This is a genomic window from Bradyrhizobium sp. USDA 327, from assembly GCF_041262065.1.
Lineage (GTDB): Bacteria > Pseudomonadota > Alphaproteobacteria > Rhizobiales > Xanthobacteraceae > Bradyrhizobium > Bradyrhizobium liaoningense.
The window spans coordinates 5,909,069-5,932,272 of the sequence record NZ_JBGCCW010000001.1; the positions used below are offsets into that span (position 1 = coordinate 5,909,069).

Annotated in this window: 19 protein-coding genes; 10 read left to right on the forward strand and 9 right to left on the reverse strand. The window is 65.0% G+C overall.

Features of this window, described 5'->3' with window-relative positions:
• Positions 1 to 95 precede the first annotated feature (95 nt).
• On the forward strand, positions 96 to 1,475 hold the full coding sequence (locus ABIA42_RS27930) for an LLM class flavin-dependent oxidoreductase (RefSeq protein ID WP_370119094.1): 1,380 nt from the start codon (positions 96 to 98) through the stop codon (positions 1,473 to 1,475).
• 148 nt (positions 1,476 to 1,623) lie between these two features.
• On the opposite strand, the gene ABIA42_RS27935 is transcribed toward ABIA42_RS27930, so the two are convergent.
• The 4 genes from ABIA42_RS27935 to ABIA42_RS27950 form a co-directional block, all read right to left on the reverse strand.
• Positions 1,624 to 3,285 (reverse strand): thiamine pyrophosphate-binding protein, encoded by a 1,662-nt coding sequence (locus tag ABIA42_RS27935; RefSeq protein WP_370119091.1) that lies wholly within the window; start codon positions 3,283 to 3,285, stop codon positions 1,624 to 1,626.
• 258 nt (positions 3,286 to 3,543) lie between these two features.
• Positions 3,544 to 4,047 (reverse strand): GFA family protein, encoded by a 504-nt coding sequence (locus ABIA42_RS27940; RefSeq protein WP_370119088.1) that lies wholly within the window; start codon positions 4,045 to 4,047, stop codon positions 3,544 to 3,546.
• 240 nt (positions 4,048 to 4,287) lie between these two features.
• The gene (locus ABIA42_RS27945; protein ID WP_370119085.1) at positions 4,288 to 5,415 is read right to left on the reverse strand and encodes an alkene reductase; all 1,128 of its coding nucleotides are present in this window, start codon (positions 5,413 to 5,415) and stop codon (positions 4,288 to 4,290) included.
• A 119-nt stretch (positions 5,416 to 5,534) separates the two neighbouring features.
• Positions 5,535 to 7,031 (reverse strand): aldehyde dehydrogenase family protein, encoded by a 1,497-nt coding sequence (locus ABIA42_RS27950; protein ID WP_271531808.1) that lies wholly within the window; start codon positions 7,029 to 7,031, stop codon positions 5,535 to 5,537.
• Between the two features lie 180 nt (positions 7,032 to 7,211).
• Here ABIA42_RS27950 and ABIA42_RS27955 point away from each other — a divergent pair, with 180 nt between their 5' ends.
• Positions 7,212 to 8,057: an SDR family NAD(P)-dependent oxidoreductase gene (locus ABIA42_RS27955; RefSeq protein ID WP_370119082.1), complete on the forward strand. Its 846-nt coding sequence runs from the start codon at positions 7,212 to 7,214 to the stop codon at positions 8,055 to 8,057.
• A gap of 150 nt (positions 8,058 to 8,207) precedes the next feature.
• Here ABIA42_RS27955 and ABIA42_RS27960 read toward each other — a convergent pair whose 3' ends face one another.
• Positions 8,208 to 8,414, reverse strand: coding sequence for a hypothetical protein (locus ABIA42_RS27960; protein ID WP_124163105.1), 207 nt, complete (start codon positions 8,412 to 8,414; stop codon positions 8,208 to 8,210).
• Between the two features lie 280 nt (positions 8,415 to 8,694).
• On the opposite strand from ABIA42_RS27960, the gene ABIA42_RS27965 reads away from it, so the two are divergent.
• Entirely contained in the window at positions 8,695 to 9,966 is a 1,272-nt protein-coding gene (locus ABIA42_RS27965; protein WP_370119079.1) for a DUF892 family protein, read from the forward strand.
• A 31-nt stretch (positions 9,967 to 9,997) separates the two neighbouring features.
• Here the strand turns inward: ABIA42_RS27965 and ABIA42_RS27970 are convergent, their stop codons facing one another.
• On the reverse strand, positions 9,998 to 11,377 hold the full coding sequence (locus ABIA42_RS27970) for a glycoside hydrolase family 3 N-terminal domain-containing protein (protein ID WP_370119076.1): 1,380 nt from the start codon (positions 11,375 to 11,377) through the stop codon (positions 9,998 to 10,000).
• A 185-nt stretch (positions 11,378 to 11,562) separates the two neighbouring features.
• On the opposite strand from ABIA42_RS27970, the gene ABIA42_RS27975 reads away from it, so the two are divergent.
• From ABIA42_RS27975 to ABIA42_RS27985, 3 genes are read left to right on the forward strand one after another with little or no spacing between them, the layout of a single operon-like run.
• A complete protein-coding gene (locus ABIA42_RS27975; protein ID WP_370119073.1) occupies positions 11,563 to 13,068 on the forward strand; it encodes a DUF4153 domain-containing protein in 1,506 nt (501 codons plus the stop codon).
• A 19-nt stretch (positions 13,069 to 13,087) separates the two neighbouring features.
• Positions 13,088 to 13,792 (forward strand): response regulator, encoded by a 705-nt coding sequence (locus ABIA42_RS27980; protein ID WP_271531797.1) that lies wholly within the window; start codon positions 13,088 to 13,090, stop codon positions 13,790 to 13,792.
• Positions 13,789 to 15,375 (forward strand): ATP-binding protein, encoded by a 1,587-nt coding sequence (locus ABIA42_RS27985; protein WP_370119069.1) that lies wholly within the window; start codon positions 13,789 to 13,791, stop codon positions 15,373 to 15,375. Before ABIA42_RS27980 ends, ABIA42_RS27985 begins: the two co-directional genes overlap by 4 nt.
• On the opposite strand, the gene ABIA42_RS27990 is transcribed toward ABIA42_RS27985, so the two are convergent.
• On the reverse strand, positions 15,372 to 15,512 hold the full coding sequence (locus tag ABIA42_RS27990) for a hypothetical protein (protein ID WP_162832037.1): 141 nt from the start codon (positions 15,510 to 15,512) through the stop codon (positions 15,372 to 15,374). The two genes, ABIA42_RS27985 and ABIA42_RS27990, sit on opposite strands and share 4 nt — an antisense overlap.
• A 70-nt stretch (positions 15,513 to 15,582) precedes the next feature.
• Between ABIA42_RS27990 and ABIA42_RS27995 the strand changes: the two genes are divergently transcribed.
• The 3 genes from ABIA42_RS27995 (at position 15,583) to ABIA42_RS28005 (ending at position 19,001) form a co-directional block, all read left to right on the forward strand.
• Positions 15,583 to 16,164, forward strand: coding sequence for an alpha-ketoglutarate-dependent dioxygenase AlkB (locus ABIA42_RS27995; protein ID WP_370119066.1), 582 nt, complete (start codon positions 15,583 to 15,585; stop codon positions 16,162 to 16,164).
• A gap of 313 nt (positions 16,165 to 16,477) precedes the next feature.
• On the forward strand, positions 16,478 to 17,407 hold the full coding sequence (locus tag ABIA42_RS28000) for an alpha/beta hydrolase (RefSeq protein WP_271531790.1): 930 nt from the start codon (positions 16,478 to 16,480) through the stop codon (positions 17,405 to 17,407).
• A 370-nt stretch (positions 17,408 to 17,777) separates the two neighbouring features.
• Positions 17,778 to 19,001, forward strand: coding sequence for an ABC transporter substrate-binding protein (locus ABIA42_RS28005; RefSeq protein WP_370119063.1), 1,224 nt, complete (start codon positions 17,778 to 17,780; stop codon positions 18,999 to 19,001).
• Between the two features lie 185 nt (positions 19,002 to 19,186).
• Here ABIA42_RS28005 and ABIA42_RS28010 read toward each other — a convergent pair whose 3' ends face one another.
• The gene (locus ABIA42_RS28010; protein ID WP_271531786.1) at positions 19,187 to 20,749 is read right to left on the reverse strand and encodes an adenylate/guanylate cyclase domain-containing protein; all 1,563 of its coding nucleotides are present in this window, start codon (positions 20,747 to 20,749) and stop codon (positions 19,187 to 19,189) included.
• A 190-nt stretch (positions 20,750 to 20,939) separates the two neighbouring features.
• Between ABIA42_RS28010 and ABIA42_RS28015 the strand changes: the two genes are divergently transcribed.
• Positions 20,940 to 22,031, forward strand: coding sequence for an enolase C-terminal domain-like protein (locus ABIA42_RS28015; protein ID WP_370119060.1), 1,092 nt, complete (start codon positions 20,940 to 20,942; stop codon positions 22,029 to 22,031).
• A gap of 89 nt (positions 22,032 to 22,120) precedes the next feature.
• On the opposite strand, the gene ABIA42_RS28020 is transcribed toward ABIA42_RS28015, so the two are convergent.
• Entirely contained in the window at positions 22,121 to 23,053 is a 933-nt protein-coding gene (locus ABIA42_RS28020; RefSeq protein WP_370119057.1) for a hypothetical protein, read from the reverse strand.
• Between the last annotated feature and the right edge of the window lie 151 nt (positions 23,054 to 23,204).

The window sequence follows — 23,204 nt, forward strand, 5'->3', positions numbered from 1 at the left end:
TTGCCAATACCCAGACATATGCAAGAACTTCGCCAAGTTGGGGCGCACATCTATCATTCGAAGAGCGCTCAGTACAGGGCGCCGAGGGGACCAGCATGGCCAAAGAGATCAGGCTCAACGCCTTTGCGATGAATTGCGTCGCACACCAGTCACCGGGCCTGTGGACCCATCCGCGCGACCGCACCGCCGACTATAACCGCCTGCCCTATTGGATCGACCTCGCCAGAACCCTGGAACGGGGCCGCTTCGACGGGCTGTTCCTGGCCGACGTGCTCGGGGTCTACGACGTCTATGGCAACAGCCCTGACGCAGCCTTGCGCAATGCGGCACAGACGCCTTCGAACGAGCCGCTGCTGCTGCTGTCGGCGATGGCAGCCGTGACCCAGAATCTCGGTTTTGGCGTCACCAGCAATCTGTCCTTCGAGCCGCCCTACCCGTTCGCACGGCGGATGTCGACGCTCGATCATCTCACCGAGGGGCGGATCGGCTGGAACGTCGTCACCGGCTATCTCGACAGCGCCGCGCGCGGCGCCGGCAAGGACAAGCAGACCGGCCATGACGACCGCTACGACATCGCCGACGAATATATGGAGGTCGTCTACAAGCTCTGGGAAGGGAGCTGGGAGGACGATGCCGTGCTGCGAGACCGCAAGCGCGGCATCTTCACCGATCCCGCAAAGGTTCATCGCGTCAATCATGAAGGCGCGAACTACCGCATCAACAACACCATTCATCTCAGCGAGCCCTCGCCGCAGCGAACGCCGGTGCTGTACCAGGCCGGCACCTCGCCGCGCGGGCGGCAGTTCGCGGCAAAGCATGCCGAATGCGTGTTCATGTCGGGACCGTCGGCCAAGGTGATCGCGCCGCGCGTCTCCGCGATCCGGCAGGAGGCCGCCGCGCTCGGCCGCAACCCGGCCGAAATCCTGATGTTCTCGATGATGACGATCATCCTCGGACGGACCGAAGCCGAGGCAAAAGAAAAGTACGCCGACTATCGCCGCCATATCAGCCCCGAGGGCGCACTCGCCCTGATGTCGGGATGGACCGGTGTCGATTTCTCCGGCTACGACCTCGACCAGCAGGTCCGTCACGTCCAGAACGACGCCGGCCGCAGCGCCATGGACAATGTCACCCGCGCCGATCCTGACCGGGTCTGGACCGTGCGCGACGTCATCGAGCATGTCGGCATCGGCGGCGCCGGCCCGGTCGTGGTCGGCACGCCGGAGATGGTCGCGGACAAGATCGAGCAATGGTTCGAAGCGACCGACGTCGACGGGCTCAACGTCGCGTTTGCGATCTCGCCCGGCGATTTCGAGGACATCGCCGACATGCTGGTGCCGGAGCTGACCCGGCGCGGACGGTACAAGAGCGAATATGCAAAGGGCACACTGCGGGAGAAGCTGTTCGGCCAGGACCGCGCGCGGTTAGGTGCGCCGCATCCGGCGGCGGGTTATCGGGTGGGGAAGAAGGGGTAGCTGCCACACGCTCGCTGTTATGCCCCGGCTTGACCGGGGCATCCAGTACGCCGCAGCGTCTCGACTCGATCACCGCCGCCTCTGGAATACTGGATCGCCCGGTCGAAGCCGGGCGATGACACCGAGTGTGTGGAAACTCGATCGCGCCTCAGACCTTCCCGTCCACCATCACCTCGATCAGCTTCGTTCCTGGCCGGCCGAACGCCGACGTCAGCGTCGCCTTCAGCTCGCTGACATCGCTGACCTTGATCGCCTCGCAGCCCAGTGCCTTGGCGACGCCAGCGAAATCGACGGGCGGATCGACGAAATCCATGCCGACGTAGTTGTCGTCGCCATGAAAGGCGAGCAGGCGCTGCTTGATGATGCGGTAACCGCCATTGTTGGCGATGACGACGTTGAGCGGCAGCTTGTGGTGCGCCGCTGTCCACAGCGACTGGATCGAGTACATCGCGCTGCCGTCGCCCGAGAAGCACACGACGGGGCGATCGGGATTGGCGATGCTGGCGCCGACCGACGCCGGCAGGCCCCAGCCGATGCCACCGGAGGCGAGGCCGTGGTAGCCATAGCGATCGCGGTGCGGCCGCAGCGCCGCGATCTGGCGGCTTGAGGTCAGACCTTCATCGACCAGGATGGCATTCTCCGGCATCGCCTCGACCATTTGCAGCACCAGGAAGTCCGGATCGATCGGCGCGCGGCCAGCGCTCTTGCTGATTTGCTCGACCAGTTCGGCGCGGCGCGCGGTCCAGTTCTTCGGCGCGAGCTCGGCAAGGCGCCGCTTGGCGCGTTGCGCCAATGCCTCGCCACCCATCTCCTTCAGCACAGGGATCAAAGCACGCAGCGTTTCCTTGAGATCCGCCTTCAGCGCGATCTCGGCGCCGTAGTTCTTCGCGATCTCCCAATCGGCGAGGCCGACCTGTACGATGCCAAGGCCATCCGGCAACGCATCGACCTCGCTATAGACCGACATGCGCAGGGGATCGCCGCCGAGCGCGACCAGGAGATCGTAAGGCGCCAGCGTATCGCGCGCGACCTTCTGCACGCGCGCGAGCGTGCCGACGAAACTCGGGCTCTCGGAGAGGAAATGCGCGCCATAGGGCGTGGAGGATTGGTAGGCGGCCGCACCCAGCAGCTCCGCGAGCTCCGCCGCTTCCTTCAGCGCGTCGCTCTTGACCACCTCGTCCATGGTGACGATCACGGGACGCTCCGCCTTCAGCAGCCGCGCCGCAAAGGCCCTGAGCGCCTCATCCGACGGTTTCGTGCGGGCATCGATGCGGGTGGAGCGGCCGAGTTCGATGCCGGCCTCGCTATTCAGGATGTCGCCGGGCAGCGAGATGAACACCGGTCCGGTCGGCGGCGTGGTCGCCACCTTGGCGGCGCGGCGGACGATGCGCGGCAGGTCCTCCAGTCGCGTCACCTCGACCGCCCATTTCACCAGCGGCTCGGCCATCCGCACCAACGGGCCGTAGAGCACCGGCTCCATCAGGCCATGGCCCTGCTCCTGCTGGCCGGCCGTGAGAATCATCGGCGTGCCCGTGAACTGGGCATTGTAGAGCGAACCCATGGCGTTGCCGAGGCCAGGCGCAACGTGCACGTTGCAGGCGACGAGCTTGCCCGAGGCGCGGCTAAAGCCATCGGCAATCGCGACCACCAGGCTCTCCTGCATCGCCATCACATAGGTGAGATCGGGATGATCCTTGAGCGCGTGCATGATCGGCAACTCGGTGGTGCCGGGATTGCCGAACAGGTGCGTGATGCCCTCGTCCTTGAGCAACGCGAGAAAGGCGGAGCGGCCGGTGATCTTGTTCTTCATGTTTCCTCCAGGAGCGGACGTTGCCGCAAGGACTGAAGGCATGATGGCCGAAGTCCTGGGAAGTGCGCAAGGAAGCGCGGTCATGGCTGTGTTGCGCGGGAGAGGCAAACTACGCTCTCGTGTCCCGGACGCGACGCAACGTGCAACGTTGCGGCGCAGAGCCGGGACCCAGTTTCGTCCGGAGTACGCAGCTGCATGGGCCCCGGCTCAGCAGTGCGGCACTGCGCGCCGCACTGCGTCCGGGGCACGAGAGCGGAGCTACATCTCCTCCCGGCCGAGCTCGAACGGATCCTCGCCGCCCGCGCGCTTCTTCTTTTTCGAGCGCTGCCACACCACGCCCGGAAAACCCTTCAGCGGCACCAGCGGCTCACCGGTATAGGCCCATTCCTGCAGCTCCTCGATGGCGATGTGATAGAGCGGCTGGCGGCCGGTGCGCTCCGTGAAAAGGGCGCGGGGGATGTTGACCATGTGCGGACCCCGCGGACGCTCATAGGCGATCGGCGTGCCGCAATGCGAGCAGAAGCTGCGCGTGGTCTTCGTGGCCTTGTCATCGTAGCGCGTGAGCGCAGTCTTGCCGGATGTGACACGAAAGCGCTTCTTCCAGCTTCCGACATAGGTGGCGTAAGCCGCGCCGTGGGCGCGCCGGCTGGCGGCCGAGTGATCGTGCCAGGCCCAGCGCGCGGGAACGTCGATCTCGAAGGCGATCTTGCCGCAGAGGCATTGGCCGGTGGCTATCCCTGCGGCGACTGCGGCTTTGGCCATGGGGGCTCTCTCCGTCGTCATTGCGAGCGCAGCGAAGCAATCCAGAGTGCCTCAGCGGAGAGATACTGGATTGCTTCGCTGCGCTCGCAATGACGGAAGTTGTGGTGGCGGTCGCGCAACAAATCAACGTCGTCATTCCGGGGCGATGCGAAGCATCGAGCCCGGAATCCATCCCACGTCTAGGTAATGCGGCCCGATGGATTCCGGGTTCGCGACTTCGTCGCGCCTCGGAATGACAGATCAGGCCGGCGTCAGCTCGTCATAGACAGGATAGTCCGTATATCCCTTCTCCTCACCACTATAGAACGTCGCGCGATTGTACGGCGTGATCGGATAGCCGTGCTGAAGCCGGCGGGGAAGATCCGGATTGGAGATGAAGATGCGACCAAACGCGATGATATCCGCATGCCCGTCGGCGATCGCCGCATTCGCGGTCTCGCCGGTAAAGCCGCCGGCGGTCATCAGCACGCCGCTATAGAGCGGGCGGAACAGCACCATTGCCGAGGGCACGTTGTCCCAGTGGACGTCGGCGCGGCCGGCGCCGCTGGAGCGCGGTTCGATGAAATGCAGGTACGCCAGGCCAAGCTTGTCGAGCGCCTTCACGACATGGGTGTAGAGCGGCATCGGATCGGGCTCGCCGGAATCATTGGCGATGCCGTGCGGCGACAAGCGGACGGCGACGCGGTTCGCACCCCAGACGTCGATCGCGGCCTGCGTGACTTCGAGCAGAAGGCGCGCGCGGTTCTCGATCGAGCCGCCATACTGATCGGTGCGCTGGTTGCTGCGTGACTGCAGGAACTGCTCGAGCAGATAGCCGTTGGCGCCGTGGATCTCGACGCCGTCGAAGCCCGCGGCGAGCGCGTTTTTCGCACCCTGCCGGAACGCCTCGACGATGTCCTTGACCTCCTCGGTCTCCAGCGCGCGCGGCGTCTCATAGTCCGCAATCTTGCCGTCAGCGGTCATCGCTTTCATGCCTTCCGCCTTGATCGGGATCGCAGAGGCCGACACCGGCAGCGCACCGCCGTGGAAGGAGGAGTGCGAGACGCGGCCGACATGCCAGAGCTGGAGGAAGATGATGCCGCCCTTGGCGTGCACGGCATCCGTCACCTTGCGCCAGCCCGCGACTTGCGCCTCCGAATAGATGCCGGGGGTCGACGGATTGCCGCGGCCGTGCGAGAGCACCGGCGAGGCTTCGGCAACGATCAGGCCGCCTTGCGTTGCACGCTGACCGTAATATTCGGCATTGAGCGGCCGCGGCGCAAAATTCTCGCGCTCGGCCCGCATGCGCGTGAGCGGCGCCATCGCGACGCGATGCGCGAGCTTGTACGGACCGACCTGCAACGGTTTGAACAACGCCGGAAATTTCATGCTGGCCCCGATTTTCTTTGGAAGGGTGCTGATCATATAGCGCGGGGCGGCCACCGGAAAAGTCGCCGCCCCACAAGAAGCAGATATTCCCCCTCGCGGAACGCGACGAGGGACAGGCCTTACGCCGTCTTGATCCAGACGGCCTTCACGTTGAGATATTCCTCGACATGCTGCTTGCCGGACTCGCGGCCGTAGCCGCTCATCTTATAGCCGCCAAACGGCACGGCCGGGTCCATCGCCTGGTAGCAGTTGACCCACACCGAGCCTGCGCGCAGGCGCTTCGCCACTGCATGGGCCTTGCTGACATCGCGCGTCCACAAGCCGGAGCCGAGGCCGAACGTGGTGTTGTTGGCGCGCTTGACCAGCTCGTCCATGTCCTTGAACGCGATCGCGGAGATGACGGGACCAAAAATCTCCTCCTGCGCGATGCGCATATTGTCCTCAACGCCCGCGAACACCGTCGGCGAGACGAAGAAGCCCTTCGACAGCGCGCCTTCGGTGACGCGTCCGCCGCCGGCGAGCGCCTTTGCGCCCTCCTTCTGGCCGATGTCGAGATAGCCGGTGACGCGCTCGAGCTGCTGCTCGGAGACGAGCGGTCCGATCTGCACGTTCGGATCGAGGCCGTTGCCGACCTGCAGCTTCTTGCCGAACTCGGCGACGCGGCCGACGAATTCGTCATAGATCGACTGCTCGACGAAGAGGCGCGTACCGGCGCTGCAGATCTGCCCCGAATTGGCGAACACCGCCATCGCCGCACCCGGCACGGCTGCGTCGAGATCGGCATCCGCGAACACGATATCCGGAGACTTGCCACCGAGCTCGAGCGAGACGCGCTTGAGGTTGCCGGCGGAGGCACGGATGATCGACTGACCCGTGACATGCGAGCCGGTGAAGGCGACCTTGTCGACGTCATGATGCGAGGCGAGCGCGGCGCCCGCAGTCTCGCCATAGCCGGGCACGACGTTGATGACCCCGGGAGGCACGCCCGCTTCCATCGCCAGCTCGGCGATGCGCAGCGAGGTCAGCGGCGCCTCCTCGGCGGGCTTGAGCACCACGGTGCAGCCGGTCGCGATCGCAGGACCGATCTTCCAGATCGTCGCGGTCAGCGGCCCGTTCCAGGGAATGATGGCGCCGACGACGCCGATCGGCTCCTTCAGCGTGTAGGAGAAGATCTCGCCGGGCAGCGAGTTCTCGATGGTCTCGCCGTGGATCGCCGTGGTCTGGCCGGCGTAATAGCGCAGCATGCCGACGGCGCGCAGGCGGTAGGCGCGGGTGCGGCTGAGCGGCGCGCCCATGTCGAGCGTGTCGAGCTGCGACAATTCGTCGAAATTCTTCTCGACGAGGTCGGCGAGCTTCAGGAGCAGGTTCTGCCGCTCGAACGGCTTGACCTTGCTCCAGGGGCCTTCGAAGGCGCGGCGAGCGGCAGCAACCGCACGATCGATGTCTTCCTTGTCGCCTTCGGCGACGGTCGCGAGCAGCTCGCCTGTGGCGGGATTGTGGGTCTCGAAGCGCTTGCCTGAGGCTGCATCGACCCACTTCCCGTCGATCAGCATCTGCTTGTAAGATCCATTTGCAAACGGATGGCGCGTGATCGGAATAGCCTGCGACACAGCCATGGCTGCACTCCCTGTCAGGTGATTGATTGGTTCGATCTGGGCGGGATCGTTCGATCGAGGATACAGCCGGGCCGGTTGGGCGTAAAGGCAGCGCCGAACGAAGACCTCCCATGCCGACTTGTGCAGGGTCGGACTGCCGCCATGTTATAGCTCGACCGAGGCCCTCCACGGAGACGATCCATGCCACATCCCGCCATCGACAAAGACAATGTCGCCGTGATCACGGGCGGCGCATCCGGCATCGGATTTGCCGCCGTCACCGCCTTCGCGCGCGCTGGGATGAAGGTATGTGTCGCGGATGTCGACGAGGCACGGTTGGCGGAGACTGCAACAAAACTGTCATCCGTCACGGCTGCCGCAAACGTGATGACCGCCGCCGTCGATGTCAGCACGGTCGAGAGCGTGACGGAACTGGAACGCGCGGTGCGCGAGCGGTTTGGCGGCACCGACATCCTCATGAACAATGCCGGGATCCAGCCGGGCAGCACGCTGTTCGGCGAACCCGACAATTGGCAGCGCATCATCGGCGTCAACATGTGGGGCATCATCAACGGCTCGCGGATCTTCGCACCCCGCATGATCGCGCGCGGCAAACCGGGCCTCATCATCAACACCGGTTCCAAGCAGGGCATCACCACGCCGCCGGGCGACCCCGCCTACAATGTCTCGAAGGCCGGCGTGAAGGCATTCACCGAGGCGCTCCAACACGAGCTACGCAACACGAAGGGCTGCCACATCACGGCACATCTGTTGATCCCGGGCTTCGTCTTCACCGGCCTGACCGCAAAAGGACGCACCGAGAAGCCGGCCGGCGCCTGGACACCAGATGAGACGGTCGATTTCCTGCTGGCACGGCTGGAAGCCGGCGATTTCTACATCCTCTGCCCGGACAACGACGTGCCCCGGGCCCTCGACGAGAAACGCATGCTCTGGGCCATGGGCGACATCGTCGAGAACCGCCCGCCATTGTCGCGCTGGCACCCGGACTATGCCGATGCGTTCAAGAAGTTCGTGGAAGGACAGTGACTGTGGCGAGGAGCGCGGAAACGCTTCTCGGAACCATGCAGGCCCCGCTCATGGGCTCGGCCCACGATCCTTCGAAACGCCGCGCGAAGAGCGCGGCTCCTCATGACGAGGAGCCGGAGCGCGACAGCACGGTGAAATCAGGGGGCCCGGCTACAACGTCTCTTGCTTGTGCCCACACTGCTTGCAGGCGAACTTGACGCGGGTCTGACCCTTCTCCGCCTGCACCCGGTTCGGCGCGCCGCACTTGCCGCAGACCGCCTCGATGCGGGTCGTGCCCTGCTTGACGACGACGGTCTTCTTTTCCATCGATTCGCGGATCAGGCGTTCAGCCTCCTCGCGCAGGGATTGTTTCGACAAAGCTCGTCTCCGCCTCAGGAAAGCGCGAGAGCCATATCGCACCTGCGTTCGAAGCACAATGCGTGATGAGACGGCTGGCCCCATCGACCGCATGCGAGGTGGCCCACAGCGGCGGGGAAGCGGCGGAGGCCCATTGCTCCGTCGCTACTCCATTGCCGGGACGGGCTCAAGCCGCCCCGCCAGACCAATCTGGAACGAAATCCGAATTTTGAGATGACTAGGAACGAACATTCCAAGGGCCCGTTGTCGCCGTAGTTTCCCTCATAGCGCGAGCCGTCCCATGTATCACCACGTCAAGAAGCTGATGTTCACCGTGCGCGTCGACGAACCCGATCCGCGCTTCGGCAATATGCTCCTCGAGCAGTTCGGCGGCGCCAACGGCGAACTTGCGGCCGCGATGCAATATTCGATCCAGGGGCTGAATTGCGAGGATCCCGACCGCAAGGACCTGTTGATGGACATCGGCACCGAAGAGCTCAGTCATCTCGAAGTCGTCGGTTGCCTTGCCCGGATGCACCTCGCGCCTTCGAAGAACGACCGCCAGGCGGCCGAAGCCGATCCGCTGATTGCGATTGCCGGCGGCGGCGGCGTCAATCTGTTCAATTCGCAAGGCAATCCCTGGACTGCCGACTACCTCAAGATCACCGGCGAACTCGACGTCGATCTCCGCAGCAACATCGCCGCCGAAGCACGGGCAAAGATCGTCTACGAACGACTGATCAATTTCTGCGACGATGTCGGCAGCAAGGACGCGCTGCAGTTCCTGATGACGCGCGAGATCACGCATATGAAGGCGTTCGCGAGAGCGCTCGAAAGCCTGTCCAAACCAGCCTTCAGCATCGGCCGGATCGCGCCGACGCCGGGCCTCGTGAACCAGTATTTCAATGACTCCACCGGCAGCGGCGACCACGGCGAAATCGACACCCGTGGTCCCTGGAACGAGGGAGAAGACTGGGTGTTCACGGAATCGCCTGCGCTCCAGTCTTCTGATCCCGGCGCACCCCCATCGATCGTCACGGAGAGCTCGCCACTCGTGGATGAGTCCGGTCTGACTGAGCTCCTGCTCCATGAGCTGCGCGACATTCTCCATGCCGAGAAGCAGCTGACCAAGGCGCTTCCCAAGATGGCGCAGGCCGCGCGGTTCGATCAGTTGCGGGAGCTGTTCGAGCAGCATCTGGCGGAGACCGAGAGCCAGGTCGAGCGCATCAACGAATGCTTCGAGCTGCTCGGCGAGAGCGCTCGCGCCAAGCCGTGCAAGGGCATGATGGGCCTGATCGAGGAAGGCCAGGAAGTCATGAAGGAAGGCGAAGAGAAGGAGGACGCAGCGGCCGACCTCGCGCTGATCTCCGCGGCTCAACGCGTCGAGCACTACGAGATGTCCGGCTACACCACCGCGCGCAACCTTGCGCAGCAGCTCCGGCACAGCGCCATCGTCGCGCTGCTCTCGAAGTCGCTCGCGGAAGAGGAGAACGCCGATCTCCTGCTCAATCAGGTGGCGCGGTCGCTGATGTCCGTGGCGAAGATGCCCGCGGCGCTGGAGCAGGCCGAATAGACCTCGCTACGCAACGCGCAGACGCCCGAGTTCAACTGCCCCGCGCCATCGCGCGCGGGGCAGCAGGCATAACTATCCCAAGCGTGCTTCCATCGGGTGAGACCGCTCCGGCCTGCGCGGCCGGCAAGCGCTGCTCCAACCGCGCCGCGCTCGCGCGCAGCATCGCCGCGTCGAGCCTGCCCTGCCGCCATGCATCAAGGGCGCAGGAAAAAACCCGATAGAATTGCGCGCCGTCATAGGCAACCAGCAGCATGTCGACGCCGGCGTTGATCGCCTCGACCACGGCCTTGCAGACGTCGTTCTGGTAGATTGCGCCCATGACGAGATCGTCCGTCATCACCACGCCCTGGTAACCCCACTTCCCACGAATGATTCCCTCGACCACACGCTTCGAATGCGATGCGGCGCGGTCGGGATCGACGGCGGTGAGCGTGACGTGGCTGACCATCAAGGCGCTCCGCGAGTGCGACAACACCTCGCGGAACGGCAGCCAGTCGGTTGCCTCCAGTTCCTTCACCGGCGTATCGAGACTGGCGCTGAAATGATGCGTGTCATCGCGCACGCGCCCGATGCCGGGGAAATGTTTGAGCGTGGCACCGACGCCCGACTCTTCCAGCCCCCGGACATAGGCGCTCGCGATCGTGCTGACGACCGCGGGATCGGCCGCGATCGCGCGCTGGCCGATCAGTGTGTGAAAATCGAGGCGATTGCGGCGAACCGGCGGCTTCAGGTCGAGCACCGGCGCGAGATTGAGGTTGACGCCGAGATCTGCAAGCTCTCGGCCGTGGATGCGGCCGAACTCTTCGGCCCTGGTCTGCTGGTCGCCGGGCGCGAGCCCGGTGAGCGTCGCCAGCGCCGGCACCTTGGTCAGCGGCGGCGCGAGATGCCCGACGATGCCGCCCTCCTGATCGGCCGCGACGACCAGCGGCGGTAGGCCTGCGGCGCGCCTCTTGTCCTGAAGCGCCGCGATCTCGGCCCGCAGCGCCTCGATCGTCCGCCCCCGGATGTTGTGCCGGGTGACGTAGACGCCGCCGATCAGTCCCTGCTCGGCGAGACGCGCAACCTCCGGAAAGGACGAATATCCGACCATGAAATGTGGTCCGAGCTGGCGAGCCTCAGCGGCGCCGGCGCCGAGGACATCATGCTTGCGCAGCTCGAACCTGACATGCGCGGCCGACATCAGAACCGGCGGCAGGCACCAGAGCAAGACGAGGAGCATGCCCGCAATGCTGCGCCAATGCCCGCGACGCAGCAGGACGATGACGACCAGGGTGCTTGCGACGACAAGCGCGATGTTTCCGGCGCCGCGTAGCACGAGCAAATAGGGGGCATTCTTGTTCGCTGCCGCGAATGCGGCGAGCGGCGCGGCCAGCCAGAGCAGGACGAGGCAGAGGCGATTGAGGAATTGCATGATGCAGTACACGCGATTGGAGCGAATGCTTCGCCTATCAAAGCGGTTGACGCTGCGCGAGAGACAAACTCGGGTCTGCACGAAAACTGCAGAAGACTCCTGAAACCGTGCTGACGATGATCCCGGCTTCTGCACAAGCACCGTTCAGAGTTCGTGATGTACCCATCACGGAGAATCTTTTGGACATGACGAGCCTGGCTTCGACGTCGACGACGGACATTCCACCGATCAGGCCTTCGGCGCTGTCGGCCAAGCTCGCAATGGCACTGCTGCTCGCCGCACTTGCCGACTTCCTGCTCTACGGCCGGCGGATCGGACTGTCGCTGGTGATCTTGGCCGTCGCGGTTGCCTGCGCCTCGCTGCTTGCCAACCGTGCGGCGCTGGACTTTCGCCGCGCAGTGACCGGCGGCGCGATCGTTGCATTCGGTCTCGTGCCGGCCGTAGAAGAGCTCAACGCGCTTTCGTTGCTGATCCTCGTCGCAGCGCTGGCCATCGCCTTGTTGCTCGCAACCAATCCGGAGACGACCAGCCTCGCGGACCGCGCCCGCGCGCTGCGAAACCTTGTCCTGTTCGGTCCCTTCAGATTCTTCCCCGACGCGCTTCAGGTCTTCAACATGTCGGCGTTCACCCGCGGCATCGCGCTCTGGCTGATGCCGGTGGTGCTGAGCACCGTGTTCGTGGCGCTGTTCGCCGCCGCCAATCCGGTGATCGAGCAATGGGTGTCGCTGCTCAATCCAAAAGTCATCCTCGAATATGTCAGCGTCTGGCGCGTCCTGTTCTGGACCTTGATGCTGGCGCTGGTCTGGCCGTTCATCCATGTGCGCTGGCGGCGCAGGAAGGTTGCCGCCGCCACCGAAACCGACGTCGCGGAGCCGCCGCTGCCGCCCTTCGTGTCGCCGGAATTTCTGGGCCCCTCCACCATCCTGCGCTCGCTAATCCTGTTCAATCTGCTGTTCGCGGCACAGTCGATTCTCGACGGCATCTATCTCTGGGGGCACGTGGCGCTGCCCGAGAACCTGACCTATGCGTCCTACGCCCATCGCGGCGCCTACCCGCTGATCGCAACCGCGCTGCTCGCCGCCGCCTTCGTCCTCGTCGCGATGCGACCGGGCGGACCGGCCGAGAAATCGAAGGTGATCCGGCCACTGGTCTATCTCTGGATCGGGCAGAACGTGCTTCTGGTCGCCTCCTCCATCCTCCGCCTCGATCTCTACGTCGACATCTACATGCTGACTTACTGGCGCGTCGCGGCCTTCATCTGGATGGGGCTGGTCGCGCTCGGACTGGTCCTGATCGTGACCCGCATCGCCCTCAACCGGTCCAACCAATGGCTGATCGGCGCCAACCTGATCGCGTTGACGATCGTGCTGTACGGCTGCTCGCTCGTGAACTTCGACGCCTTCATTGCCGACTACAATGTCACCCACAGCCGGGAAGCATCGGGCAAAGGCGTGCAGATCGACATCAACTATCTCCTGACGCTCGGGCCGCAAGCGCTGCCCGCCATCGACAGGGCGATCGCGCTGCGGCCCGGCGCCGGCGAGGGCTGCCTTGTGTCACAGCGAGACAGGCTTGTAGAACAGCAGCGCCAGGACCTGGCCTGGCGGAGTTGGGGCTTCCGAAGCTGGCGGCTCCAGCGCCGGCTGGACGCCCAGACGGAAGCCAGGTCCGGCAGCCGGTTGGCGGGGTGACGAGACAGCGGAGAATTTATTGGCGCATCGCATTCTCATCGTCGACGACGAGGGCCACATCCGCGAGGTCATCCGCGTCGCCCTGAAGAAGGCCGGCATGGACGTGATCGAGGCCCGCGACGGCAAGGAGGCGCTCAGCCGCTTTGCCGCCGACAGGCCCGATCTGATCGTGCTCGACATCGGCATGCCCGAGTTCGACGGCCTCGACGTCTGCCGCGAGATCCGCAAGACGTCCGACGTGCCGATCCTGTTCCTGTCGGCGCGCGACGAGGAGATCGACCGCATCCTCGGCCTCGAGATCGGCGGCGACGACTACGTGACCAAGCCGTTCAGCCCGCGCGAGCTGGTGGCGCGGGTCAACGTCATCCTGCGCCGCCTCAGCCCGCGCAATGGCGAAGCCAAGGCCGTTCCTACCGCGCTGGCGCAAGGGGGCCTCCTGATCGATCCCGAACAGCACGTCGCGTCCTTCGCCGGGACGCCGCTGAAGCTGACCGCGATCGAGTTCGGCATTTTGCGCGCCTTCCTGACGCGGCCGACCTCGGTGTTCAACCGCGAGCAGCTGATGCGGGCCGCCTATCAGCTCAACATCCAGGTCTCCGACCGCACCATCGACAGCCACATCCGCAACATTCGCGCCAAGCTCGCGGCGCTGGCCTGCGACAACGTCATCGAGACCATCCACGGCGTCGGCTTCAAGCTCGGGCGCTGCGAGAAAGAGGCATGAGCGCGGCGCCGGACAAATGGCGGCCGTCGCTTGGGCTCGTCATCTTCACGGTGCTGGCCACCGTCGCCATCCTGCCGCTGGTCGGCCTCTTCTTCTTCCGTCTCTACGACAACCAGCTCATCCGCCAGACCCAGGCCGAGCTGATCGCGCAGAGCCGCGTGCTGGCGACGATCTATGCGCAGGAGGTCACGGCGAGGCTCGATGGCGGCCTGACGCTCGGCGCCGAGGTGCCGCCGGGCGTGCTGCCCGATCCCGGCGACCCGGTCACGCCGATCCGCCCTGGGCTCGACCTCACTGCAAACGATCTGCTGCGGCGGCGGCCGGATGCCCAGGCTGCACCCCGGCCGGCGCAGCCCGCCTATGTCGAGATCGGCGCAAGACTGACGCCGATCATCCGCGAAACCCAGAAGGTGACGCTGGCGGGCTTCCGCATCCTCGATCCGCGGGGCGTGGTGATCGCCGGCCGGCAGGAGGTCGGGCAATCCCTTGCGCACATCGAGGAGGTCGCGGACGCGCTGCACGGGCAATACCGCGCCACCTTGCGCAACCGCGTGCCGGACAAGCCGCCGCCGCCGATCTATTCCTTCAGCCGCGGCCTCGGCGTGCACGTGTTCTCGGCGATGCCGGTCATCGTCGACAATCGCGTCGCGGGGGTGATCTACGCCACGCGGACACCGAGCAACATCTTCGACCACCTCTACCAGGAGCGGGCCAAGTTCGTGCTGGCGGGGCTGGCCGTGCTCCTCGGCACGATCGCGATCGGGCTCGTGTTTTCGCGCACCATCACGCTGCCGATGCGCGAGCTGATCGATCGCGCCGCCAGAATCGGCCGCGGTGACCGCGAGGCATTCCGGCCGCTCCGGCACTACGGCACACGGGAGTTCGCCCAGCTCTCGCACAGCTTCCTCGGCATGGCCGAGCAGCTGGCGCGGCGTTCGGACTACATCGCGACGTTCTCGGCGCACCTCACCCACGAGCTGAAATCGCCGCTGACCTCGATCAAGGGCGCGGCCGAGCTGTTGCAGGATTCACTTCAAGGCAAGGCCGAGGGCCTGACGCCGGCCGAGCAGAAGACATTCATCGCCAACATCCTGTCCGACACCCAGCGGCTGGAGGCGATGGCGCAGCGGCTGCGCGAGCTCGCCCGCGCCGAAAGCCTGCCGCAGAACGAGCGCACGGAGCTCGCGCCCGTGATCGCCGACCTCCGAAACAGGTTTCCGGCAAGCTCCATCGAAGCCAGCGGCAGCCTCGACCGGCCGATCGGCATGTCCGGCGAGAAGGCGGTGATCGTGCTGTCGCATCTCGTCGACAACGCGGTGCGGCACAAGGCGAGGACCATCAGGCTGGAGGCCGCCGACGAGCGCACGACCCTACGGCTGACCGTGAGCAACGACGGCGAGCTGATCTCGGCGCCCAACCGCGACAGGATTTTCGACGCCTTCTTCACCACCCGCCGCGACCAGGGCGGCACTGGTATGGGGCTGGCGATTGCGCGTGCGGTGATGGCAAGCCATGGCGGCTCGATCAGACTCAAGCCGGCCGACGACGGCGTCGCCTTCGAGCTCCAATTCCCTGTGGCCTAGATCGCGAACACCCAGGCGGCGACGATGGTGCCGATGGTGACGAGACCAGCGATGGTCCAGCCCGCGGCATATTCAAGCTCAGGATGACCGGTCGCCCGCATGATCTCTATCGGATCGGCGGTATGCTTCTCTGCCATGACAGCCTCGCACGTTTCTTCCCGCGTCATAGATAAGTCGCATCAGCCGCCATTAGGTTCCATCACGGAAATGCGAGGCATGACGCAGCAGCTTGGCTTGTTCGCAGAACCGCCGGTCGGGCCCGCCGGGCTCCGCTATGCGGACAATTTTATCGATGCTCCCCTTGAGCAGGACTTGATTGGCCGCATCGCAGCATTGCCACTGCAGCGCTTCCAGTTCGGCGCCTTCGAAGGCAACCGCCGCGTGGCATCGTTCGGCTATCGCTACGACTATTCGCTGCAGCGGCTGGCCGAGGCGGAGCCGATCCCGGACTGGCTGCTGCCCATCGCGCGGCAGATCGAGGCATGGGCGCGGCTGCCGGAGGGCAGCGTCCGGCAGGTACTATGCACCGAATATGAGATCGGCGTCGGCATCGGCTGGCACCGCGACAAGCCGCACTTCAAGGAGATCCTGGGCCTGTCGCTCGGCTCGCCCTGCAAATTCCGCTTCCGCCGCCGCAACGGAGCCAAGTGGGAACGCCACACGCTCGAGGCCTCGCCGCGCTCGCTCTACATGATGGACGGCGAGGCGCGGTCGCAATGGGAGCACAGCATTCCGCCGGTCGAGGCGCGCCGCTACTCCATCACCTTCCGGACGATGAAGCGGACCTGACAGGCCGGCCCAACAAAAAATGCGAAAACAACCCCATGCACAGTAGGAAACCATTTCCGGCGCGGGGGCTGGGTGGCGCCGGGCAACGGCTTGACGGACCGACATAAAGTGGGCCGCGCCGCGCAATCGTCGCGCGGCCCGCGAACCTGCGGTCCAATCCGCGGCTGCTTGCCAGACTGAGGCCTGCTCCACGCAGGCCGCCTGCCGAGCGAAGGTGCCGTGAATTCGCCTCAACATCAGCCAACTAATGAGGCGAATTGAAAAGACAGGCCAAATCGGCAAGCCAATATCGGTCCGCGAGGCCGGCATCACCATGAAGAATTACCTGGCATTTTTCCTGCTTTTGACCATGACCGCGGCCTCCGCACGCGGACCTTTCCCGGCGCGGCTGTCGCCGCCCACCGGGCTCGTCCAGGCGGGCCTCACCGACAACGACACCACCGCCGGCGGCACCGCCCGGCTGTGCGAGCAGGTCACCTTCTCGCGCGGTCTACGTTATGGCGAGAGCGAGGCCAATGTGCTCGATGTCGCGACCAGCGCGACCAAGGCGGATACGCCGCGGCCTGTGCTGCTGTTCGTGGCGGGCGACACCTTTACCGGCGACCGCGCGGCGCCGGAGCTGTCGCGCCAGATCCAGGACCAGGCCATGTGCTTTGCCGCGCGCAACGAGATGATCGGGGTCCGCGTCAACTATCGCCTGGCGCCATCGGCGACCTGGCCCGCCGGCGCGTCCGACGTGGCGGCGGCGCTGTCCTGGGTCCACGGCAATATCGACCTGTTCAACGGCGATGCCCGTGAGATCGTCGCAGTCGGCTACGGCGCCGGCGCCTTCCATGTCGCCACCCTGCTGGCCCATCCCGAGCTGCAGACCGACGGCGCCGACGTCGCCGGCGTCGTGCTGGTGTCCGGGATCTACCGCGTCGGCAAGGAGGCGAGCGACAGCGAGAAGGCCTATCTCGGCACCGACCCCACCCAGTACGACAACCGATCGGTCTTCCCCGGCATCCTCAATGTCGATGTGCCGATCGTGCTGGCCTGGGCCGCGGACGATTCCGCCGGCCTCGTGGCGCAGGGCGAAACGCTGAAGAAGACGCTCTGCGGCGCGGGCCACTGCCCGCGCAGCACGCTGCTGCGGAGCCGCGAAGGTATCGCGAGCGCCTTCGGCCTCGACGGCTCCGGCGAGAGCCTCGCCGAGCCGACACTGCTGCTGGTGCGTCAGCTCGAGGCGCGCGGGCTGCCGTAGCGGCGTTGCGGCAGCGCGCTTATTACTCCGACCGTTTGCTGGGCCACCCCTCTCCCCCACCCTCCCCCGCAAGGGGGGAGGGAGCGCAGCGGCGCACGCGGCTGCGCTGTGGGCTCATCACCGGCACGCTTGATGAATCGAGCCCATTCGCCACAAGGAAAGTGCGTTCCCTCCCCCCTTGCGGGGGAGGGCTAGGGAGAGGGGTGCCACACGGCGCGCTCTCTCGCTCGTCGGCGCGTCAGCACGACTGCCGCTTTCCTACGCGCCAAGAGCTGCACTGCGTCGAAGCGCGCCACCCAGCCACACGATTGACAAACGCTTGACCTAGACGGAGCGGCCTTGGTGTGGGGCCAACGACAAGGTGTCGAACATGCGCGTCACCGGCGGACTGCTGCTCGTGTTGATCGCCGCCTTCGCCTCGCTCGGCGCGATGTCCCAGCAACGTGCCGAGCAACCGGCAAGCAACGAGGAAATCCGCATCGGCAATGTCATGCCATATTCGGGACCGCTCTCGGAGTTCGGTGCCATCGGCCAGGCGGAGGCCGCCTATTTCAACATGATCAACGCGCGTGGCGGGATCAACGGCCGCAGGATCCGCTTCATCACGCGCGACGACAATTCCGATCCGGCAACTGCGCTGGAGCTGACGCGCAATCTGGTCGAGACCGAGGATGTGCACCTGATGTTCGGCTCGTTCGGCACGCCCGGCAATCTCGCCACGCGCTGGTACCTGAACGAGAAGAAGATCCCGCAGCTCTTCGTCGCCTCCGGCGACGAAGAGCTGAGCCAGGCCAAGGCGTTTCCCTGGACCATGGGTTGGCAGCCGTCGTTCAGGTCCGAAGGGCGCATCTACGCCAACTACATCCAGGCCTACTACCCCAGGAAGAAGATCGTGGTGCTCTGGCAGAACGACCAGTTCGGGCGCATGCTCTACAAGGGCATCCAGGAAGGCCTCGGCGATCTCAACCGTCACGTCCTCGTCGACATCGCCTTCGACATTGCCGATGAGCATCTCGACGGGCACGTCTCGATCCTCAAGCGCGCGGGCGCCGACATCTTCGTCTTTCTCGGCGTGCCGTCGACGGCGTCCAAGGTGATCAAGCTGGCGGCGTCTTTCAATTGGCACCCGGTCTTCATCGTCAACGATGCCTCCGCCTCGATCGCCAATGCGATGGCGCCCGCGGGCCTCGAGAACTCCGCCGGCGTGATCTCGGCGGCTTTCCTGAAGGATCCGAGCGATCCCGCCTGGAAGGACGATCCCGCCATGAAGGACTGGTTCGCCTTCATGGACAAATACCATCAGGTCGAAAGCACCAACAACAGCGCCGCACTCTATGGCTACGCCGCGGCCGAGGCGCTGACGCAGGTGCTGAAGCAATGCGGCGACGATGTCTCGCGCGAGAACATCATGCGTCAGGCGGCTTCGCTCAGGGGTTATCCCCCCTCCGTTGCGCTGCCCAACATCCGGATGAATACTTCGCCCAGCAACTACCTGCCGATCAGGCAGATGCGGCTGGTCCAGTTCGACGGCCGTTCCTGGCAGCCGTTCGGCGAGGTGATCGAGACGGCATTCACGGAAGGTGCGGCGCGGTGAGAGTTGGGACTCTTACCCTCCCCTGGAGGGGGAGGGTCGGCTCATGTTGAGCGAAGCGAGACATGAGACGGGGTGGGGTGACGGTCTCTCCGCACGAAGCACTGCCCGGGTGGAGAGATCACCCCACCCCGCTCGCGCTGCGCGCGATCGACCCTCCCCCTCCAGGGGAGGGTGAGAGACAGCCCTCACGCCGGCTTCAGCGAGGCCAGCGCGTTTTCCAGCAGCGAGCGCACGCGTGCGGCATCGCCTGACTTCACCACGGCGGGGTCGAGATAGAGCTCCAGGCCCGGGGCGCGCTCGGTGATGATACCGCTGTTCTCCGCCGCCGCGTCGCTCAGCGCGTCCACCGAATAGGGAATGACCTCCCGGCTGATGCCCTTCATGGTGATCGCCGGCAGCGCATGAGCGCGGACGATATCGCTGACGAGTGCAAAGGTCTCGTAGCTCAGCACGATGCCGCCGGGCTCGGCGATCGATTGCAGGCGCGCAGCAAGGTTCGCCTCCGCACCGATGATGGTGTAGTCCATGCGGTCGGCGCTGCCGAAATTGCCGACGTTGCAATAGCCGGAATTGATGCCCATGCGCGAGCGGAATGGCTGCTCGATGCCGGAGGCGCGCCATTTCGCGTTGAGCTCGGCGAGGCGCTGCTGCATGCGCCAGGCCATTTGCAGGCAGGCCTGCGCATCGGCACGGTCGCCCCTGGTCTCGGGGTCGCCGAAGAAGATCAGCATGGCGTCGCCGATGAACTTGTCGATGGTGCCGCCATATTCGTGGGCGATCGCCGACATTTCCGTGAAATATTCGTTGAGGAGCTGCGTCAGTTGCTCCGGCTGCAGCCGTTCGGCGGTCGCTGTGAAATTCTGGATGTCGGAGAAGAAGATGGTGAGCTTCTTGCGCTCGGTGTGAATGGTGACGTCCTTCTGGCCGGAGAAGATGCTCTTGTAGACCTGGGGCGGGATGTAGCGCGAGATCTTCATCGAGAGCGAGGCGAGGAAGTCGTTGGCGGATTCGAGCTCCTTGTTCATGCCCTTGATGCGGCGCGCCTGGCGCCGCTGCAGCGAGAGGAACGACAGGCCGCTGCCGGCGGCGATCACGAAATAGGCCAGGAGGAACTTGAACGAGAAGATGTTGGCCGCGATCGGCTGGGCGATGATAACCTCCTGGATGCCGCGGACATCCCCCACCTTCCAGTCCTTCTTCGGGCTTTCGGGATGGCTGTTGTGGCAGCTCACGCAGGCCGGCCCCATGGTGACGGGTGCGACCAGGCGGACCTTGTCGTTGAACAGCGAGGTCTCGGTCTCCACGATCTTCTGCTCGGGGTCCTTCCGCAGCGCATCGAGCGCGTCCTTTTCGAACTTGTCGAGCTGGTGCGGGGCACGGTTCTGGAACGGGAAGTCTGAGACGAAGCGGTAGGTGATGTTCTCCTGCTGCGCTCCGATCACCCGCCCGAGCTCCAGCGACAGCGTTGCCGGAATCGGGATCGCGCCGGGGATGGATTCGTAATTGTGCACCACCCTGGTCGTGCCGTTGGGATTGGCCAGCACCCGCCCGACCACGTTGGACGCGTAGTAGCTGCGCACGCTCGTGATCACCGAGTTGAGATCGATGGCCTGCCGGCGCAGCGCCGTCTTGCTCAGCTCGGTCAGGTCCAGCCACACCGCGAGCGGCAGGGCGAGCAGCAGGAAGGCGATCACGGCGCCCGTGAGAATGCCGCTCTTGCGCTGATCTTCGGCGATCTCTTGTTTCACTCTGTGGCTCCGCTGTGTGCGATTTTGTCGCAAACCCGTCGGGGATCTGCGGCAAGGAATGCGGCAGCACAGAGCCAACAATTGCGGGCCCGCGCAACCCCATTTTATGGTGGTCGGGCCAAGCGCCTTTTCGTTTCATCACGGATGTTTAAGATCGGCCGCGTCTGCATCCGCTCCACCGGGAGATCCCATGACCGAGACCATCCGCATCAAACGCTTCCACGCGCGCCCCGTGATCGTGCCGATGAACCTGCCGCTCCAGACCTCGACCGGGGCAATCGCCAAGGCGCCGCTGGTGCTGATCGACTGCGAGACTGACCAGGGCGCGGTGGGCCACGCCTATCTGTTCTCGATCACGCCCTCGGCCTTGAAGCCGCTGACGGCGATGGTCACGGAAATGTCAGACCTGCTCGCCGGGGACGAGCTGCTGCCGTTCGAGATCGAACGCAAGCTGGCCCAGCGCTTCACGCTTCTGGGCCTCGCCGGTCTGCAACGGCTGGCCCAATCCGGTATCGACATGGCGGCCTGGGACGCGCTGGCCCGCACACGCGGCCTGCCGCTGGCCCGCCTGCTCGGCGGCGCGCCGAAACCGGTCAGGGCCTACAATTCGAAGGGGCTCGGCATCATGCCGGCCGGCGCCGCGGTCGAGGAAGCCCACAAGCTGCTGGCTGAAGGATTTCAGGCCGCCAAAATCCGCGTCGGCCGGCCCGATGCGCGGGAGGACCTCGCCGTCGTCCGCGCGGTGCGCGAGGCGGTGGGCGACGAGATCACGCTGATGTGCGACTACAACCAGGCCCTGACGGTGACCGAGGCGATCCGCCGCGGCGAGATGCTCGACGACGAGGGCCTGAGCTGGATCGAGGAGCCGATCCGTCATGACGATTATGCCGGCTGCGCCCGCATTGCCGATGCGCTGCATACGCCGGTCCAGATCGGCGAGAATTTTGACAGCGCCTTCTCGATGCAGGCGGCGCTCTCGGCAGAAGCCTGCGACTACGTGATGCCCGACGTCCAGCGCATCGGCGGCGTGACCGGCTGGCTCCGCGCCGCCGCGCTCGCGCACGCCGCCGGCATCGAGATGTCGACGCACCTGTTCTCGGAAGTCAGCGCGCATCTGCTGTGCGTGACGCCGACCGCGCATTGGCTGGAATATGTCGACTGGGCGGACGCGGTGCTGGCGACGCGGCTGAAGATCAACGACGGCTTTGCGCTGCCGGGCGAGGAGCCGGGGAATGGCATCGAATGGGACGAGGCGGCGGTGAAGAAATATCTGGTCGGATAGATCTTGATCGGCGGATGCTACCTCGCGTGTTCGTCATTGCTGTCGATCATAACACCTCCTTCGGAAGGGAGCGTTTCGTCGATCTGCCTTCATTGGATATTGAATCGCGCGCCCGGGCATTCGTTGGTGACCGTCGTTGCGACGAGCTGGGCGGCGAACGAGGTCGGCTTCGGGACCGCGACGATCTTCCAACGACCCTGTTTATTGAGCCAAAACCGTCCCGTCGTGGTCGCGATGCGGCGCTCGGTGTATTTCTTCGTCGAGATCAAGGGGACCTTCGACTTCGGCGCGGGGACTTCCTTCCAGCCGTCGAACGAATAGAACTCCTGGAAGAAATAGTGCCACTCGATCTTCTGGAATTCATGGTGCGAAACGACGACCCGGACCAGTGAGTTTCCCGTAAGCCATTCCGAACCCATCGGGTCGGGTTCGACCTGCAGGCACCTCGTGTGTAGCGGCTCCTGGACCTGAAGCAGATTCAATCTCTGACTCTGCGAAAGCATCGCCGAGGTCACCGGCTGCCCCACATTTGGGTCGTTCGCCGGCCCCGAGCAGATCGGCACCGTTGGCGGACCTTGTCCGGTCCATGGATTGTTGCTGCAGTAGACGTAGCGCGACCAGGACGACCAGCCGGTGGACGCCTTTTCCTCCGCTTTGCCGGTCTCGCGATCCCAAACGCCGGTAAACTTGATCGTCTTGCTCGGCGGGCAGGCCGTTATGGGAGGCCCAGTCCACCAATGGGTGGTTTCGAACTCATAGATGGATTGGTTCGGATGCGGATACATCACTGCTTTGGCGCTGGTGAGCGCGTGGTGCTCCGAACACCCCTCGCCCTTCGTATCGAGCCAACATACGAGCGGAAAGTTCTCGCTCGGCCAGCAACCCGCGTGGGCCGAGGACGATCCCAGAACAGCGATCACGAGAGCCAACGCAAAGAGACAAGCACGCACTGTCAATCCCCCCTTTTGCATCTTCTCGTTGAGATTGCCTGGCTTCGTCGCCATCACCTTGATCAAGATCAACGCTCGATCCCAGCGACGCAGCCGTGTCGGAATGGGCGAAGCCGCCGGACGTCTGCTTCACCTTCACGAGCTCATGACGCAAGTGCGCGTAGGTCGTGCGTTGGCGCGCCGGCCGCCTCCTGTCATCAGCCCTTCGTGCTGCGAGGTCGGG

Bases quoted from the DNA above. Each gene is read 5' to 3' on its own strand.
- ABIA42_RS27995 (WP_370119066.1), top strand. From the start codon at position 15,583: ATGCGAGGCATGACGCAGCAGCTTGGCTTGTTCGCAGAACCGCCGGTC.
- ABIA42_RS27970 (WP_370119076.1), bottom strand. From the start codon at position 11,377: ATGCAATTCCTCAATCGCCTCTGCCTCGTCCTGCTCTGGCTGGCCGCG.
- ABIA42_RS27975 (WP_370119073.1), top strand. From the start codon at position 11,563: ATGACGAGCCTGGCTTCGACGTCGACGACGGACATTCCACCGATCAGG.
- ABIA42_RS27930 (WP_370119094.1), top strand. From the start codon at position 96: ATGGCCAAAGAGATCAGGCTCAACGCCTTTGCGATGAATTGCGTCGCA.
- ABIA42_RS27965 (WP_370119079.1), top strand. From the start codon at position 8,695: ATGTATCACCACGTCAAGAAGCTGATGTTCACCGTGCGCGTCGACGAA.
- ABIA42_RS27955 (WP_370119082.1), top strand. From the start codon at position 7,212: ATGCCACATCCCGCCATCGACAAAGACAATGTCGCCGTGATCACGGGC.
- ABIA42_RS28000 (WP_271531790.1), top strand. From the start codon at position 16,478: ATGAAGAATTACCTGGCATTTTTCCTGCTTTTGACCATGACCGCGGCC.
- ABIA42_RS27990 (WP_162832037.1), bottom strand. From the start codon at position 15,512: ATGGCAGAGAAGCATACCGCCGATCCGATAGAGATCATGCGGGCGACC.
- ABIA42_RS27985 (WP_370119069.1), top strand. From the start codon at position 13,789: ATGAGCGCGGCGCCGGACAAATGGCGGCCGTCGCTTGGGCTCGTCATC.
- ABIA42_RS27940 (WP_370119088.1), bottom strand. From the start codon at position 4,047: ATGGCCAAAGCCGCAGTCGCCGCAGGGATAGCCACCGGCCAATGCCTC.
- ABIA42_RS27935 (WP_370119091.1), bottom strand. From the start codon at position 3,285: ATGAAGAACAAGATCACCGGCCGCTCCGCCTTTCTCGCGTTGCTCAAG.
- ABIA42_RS28015 (WP_370119060.1), top strand. From the start codon at position 20,940: ATGACCGAGACCATCCGCATCAAACGCTTCCACGCGCGCCCCGTGATC.
- ABIA42_RS27950 (WP_271531808.1), bottom strand. From the start codon at position 7,031: ATGGCTGTGTCGCAGGCTATTCCGATCACGCGCCATCCGTTTGCAAAT.
- ABIA42_RS27945 (WP_370119085.1), bottom strand. From the start codon at position 5,415: ATGAAATTTCCGGCGTTGTTCAAACCGTTGCAGGTCGGTCCGTACAAG.
- ABIA42_RS28005 (WP_370119063.1), top strand. From the start codon at position 17,778: ATGCGCGTCACCGGCGGACTGCTGCTCGTGTTGATCGCCGCCTTCGCC.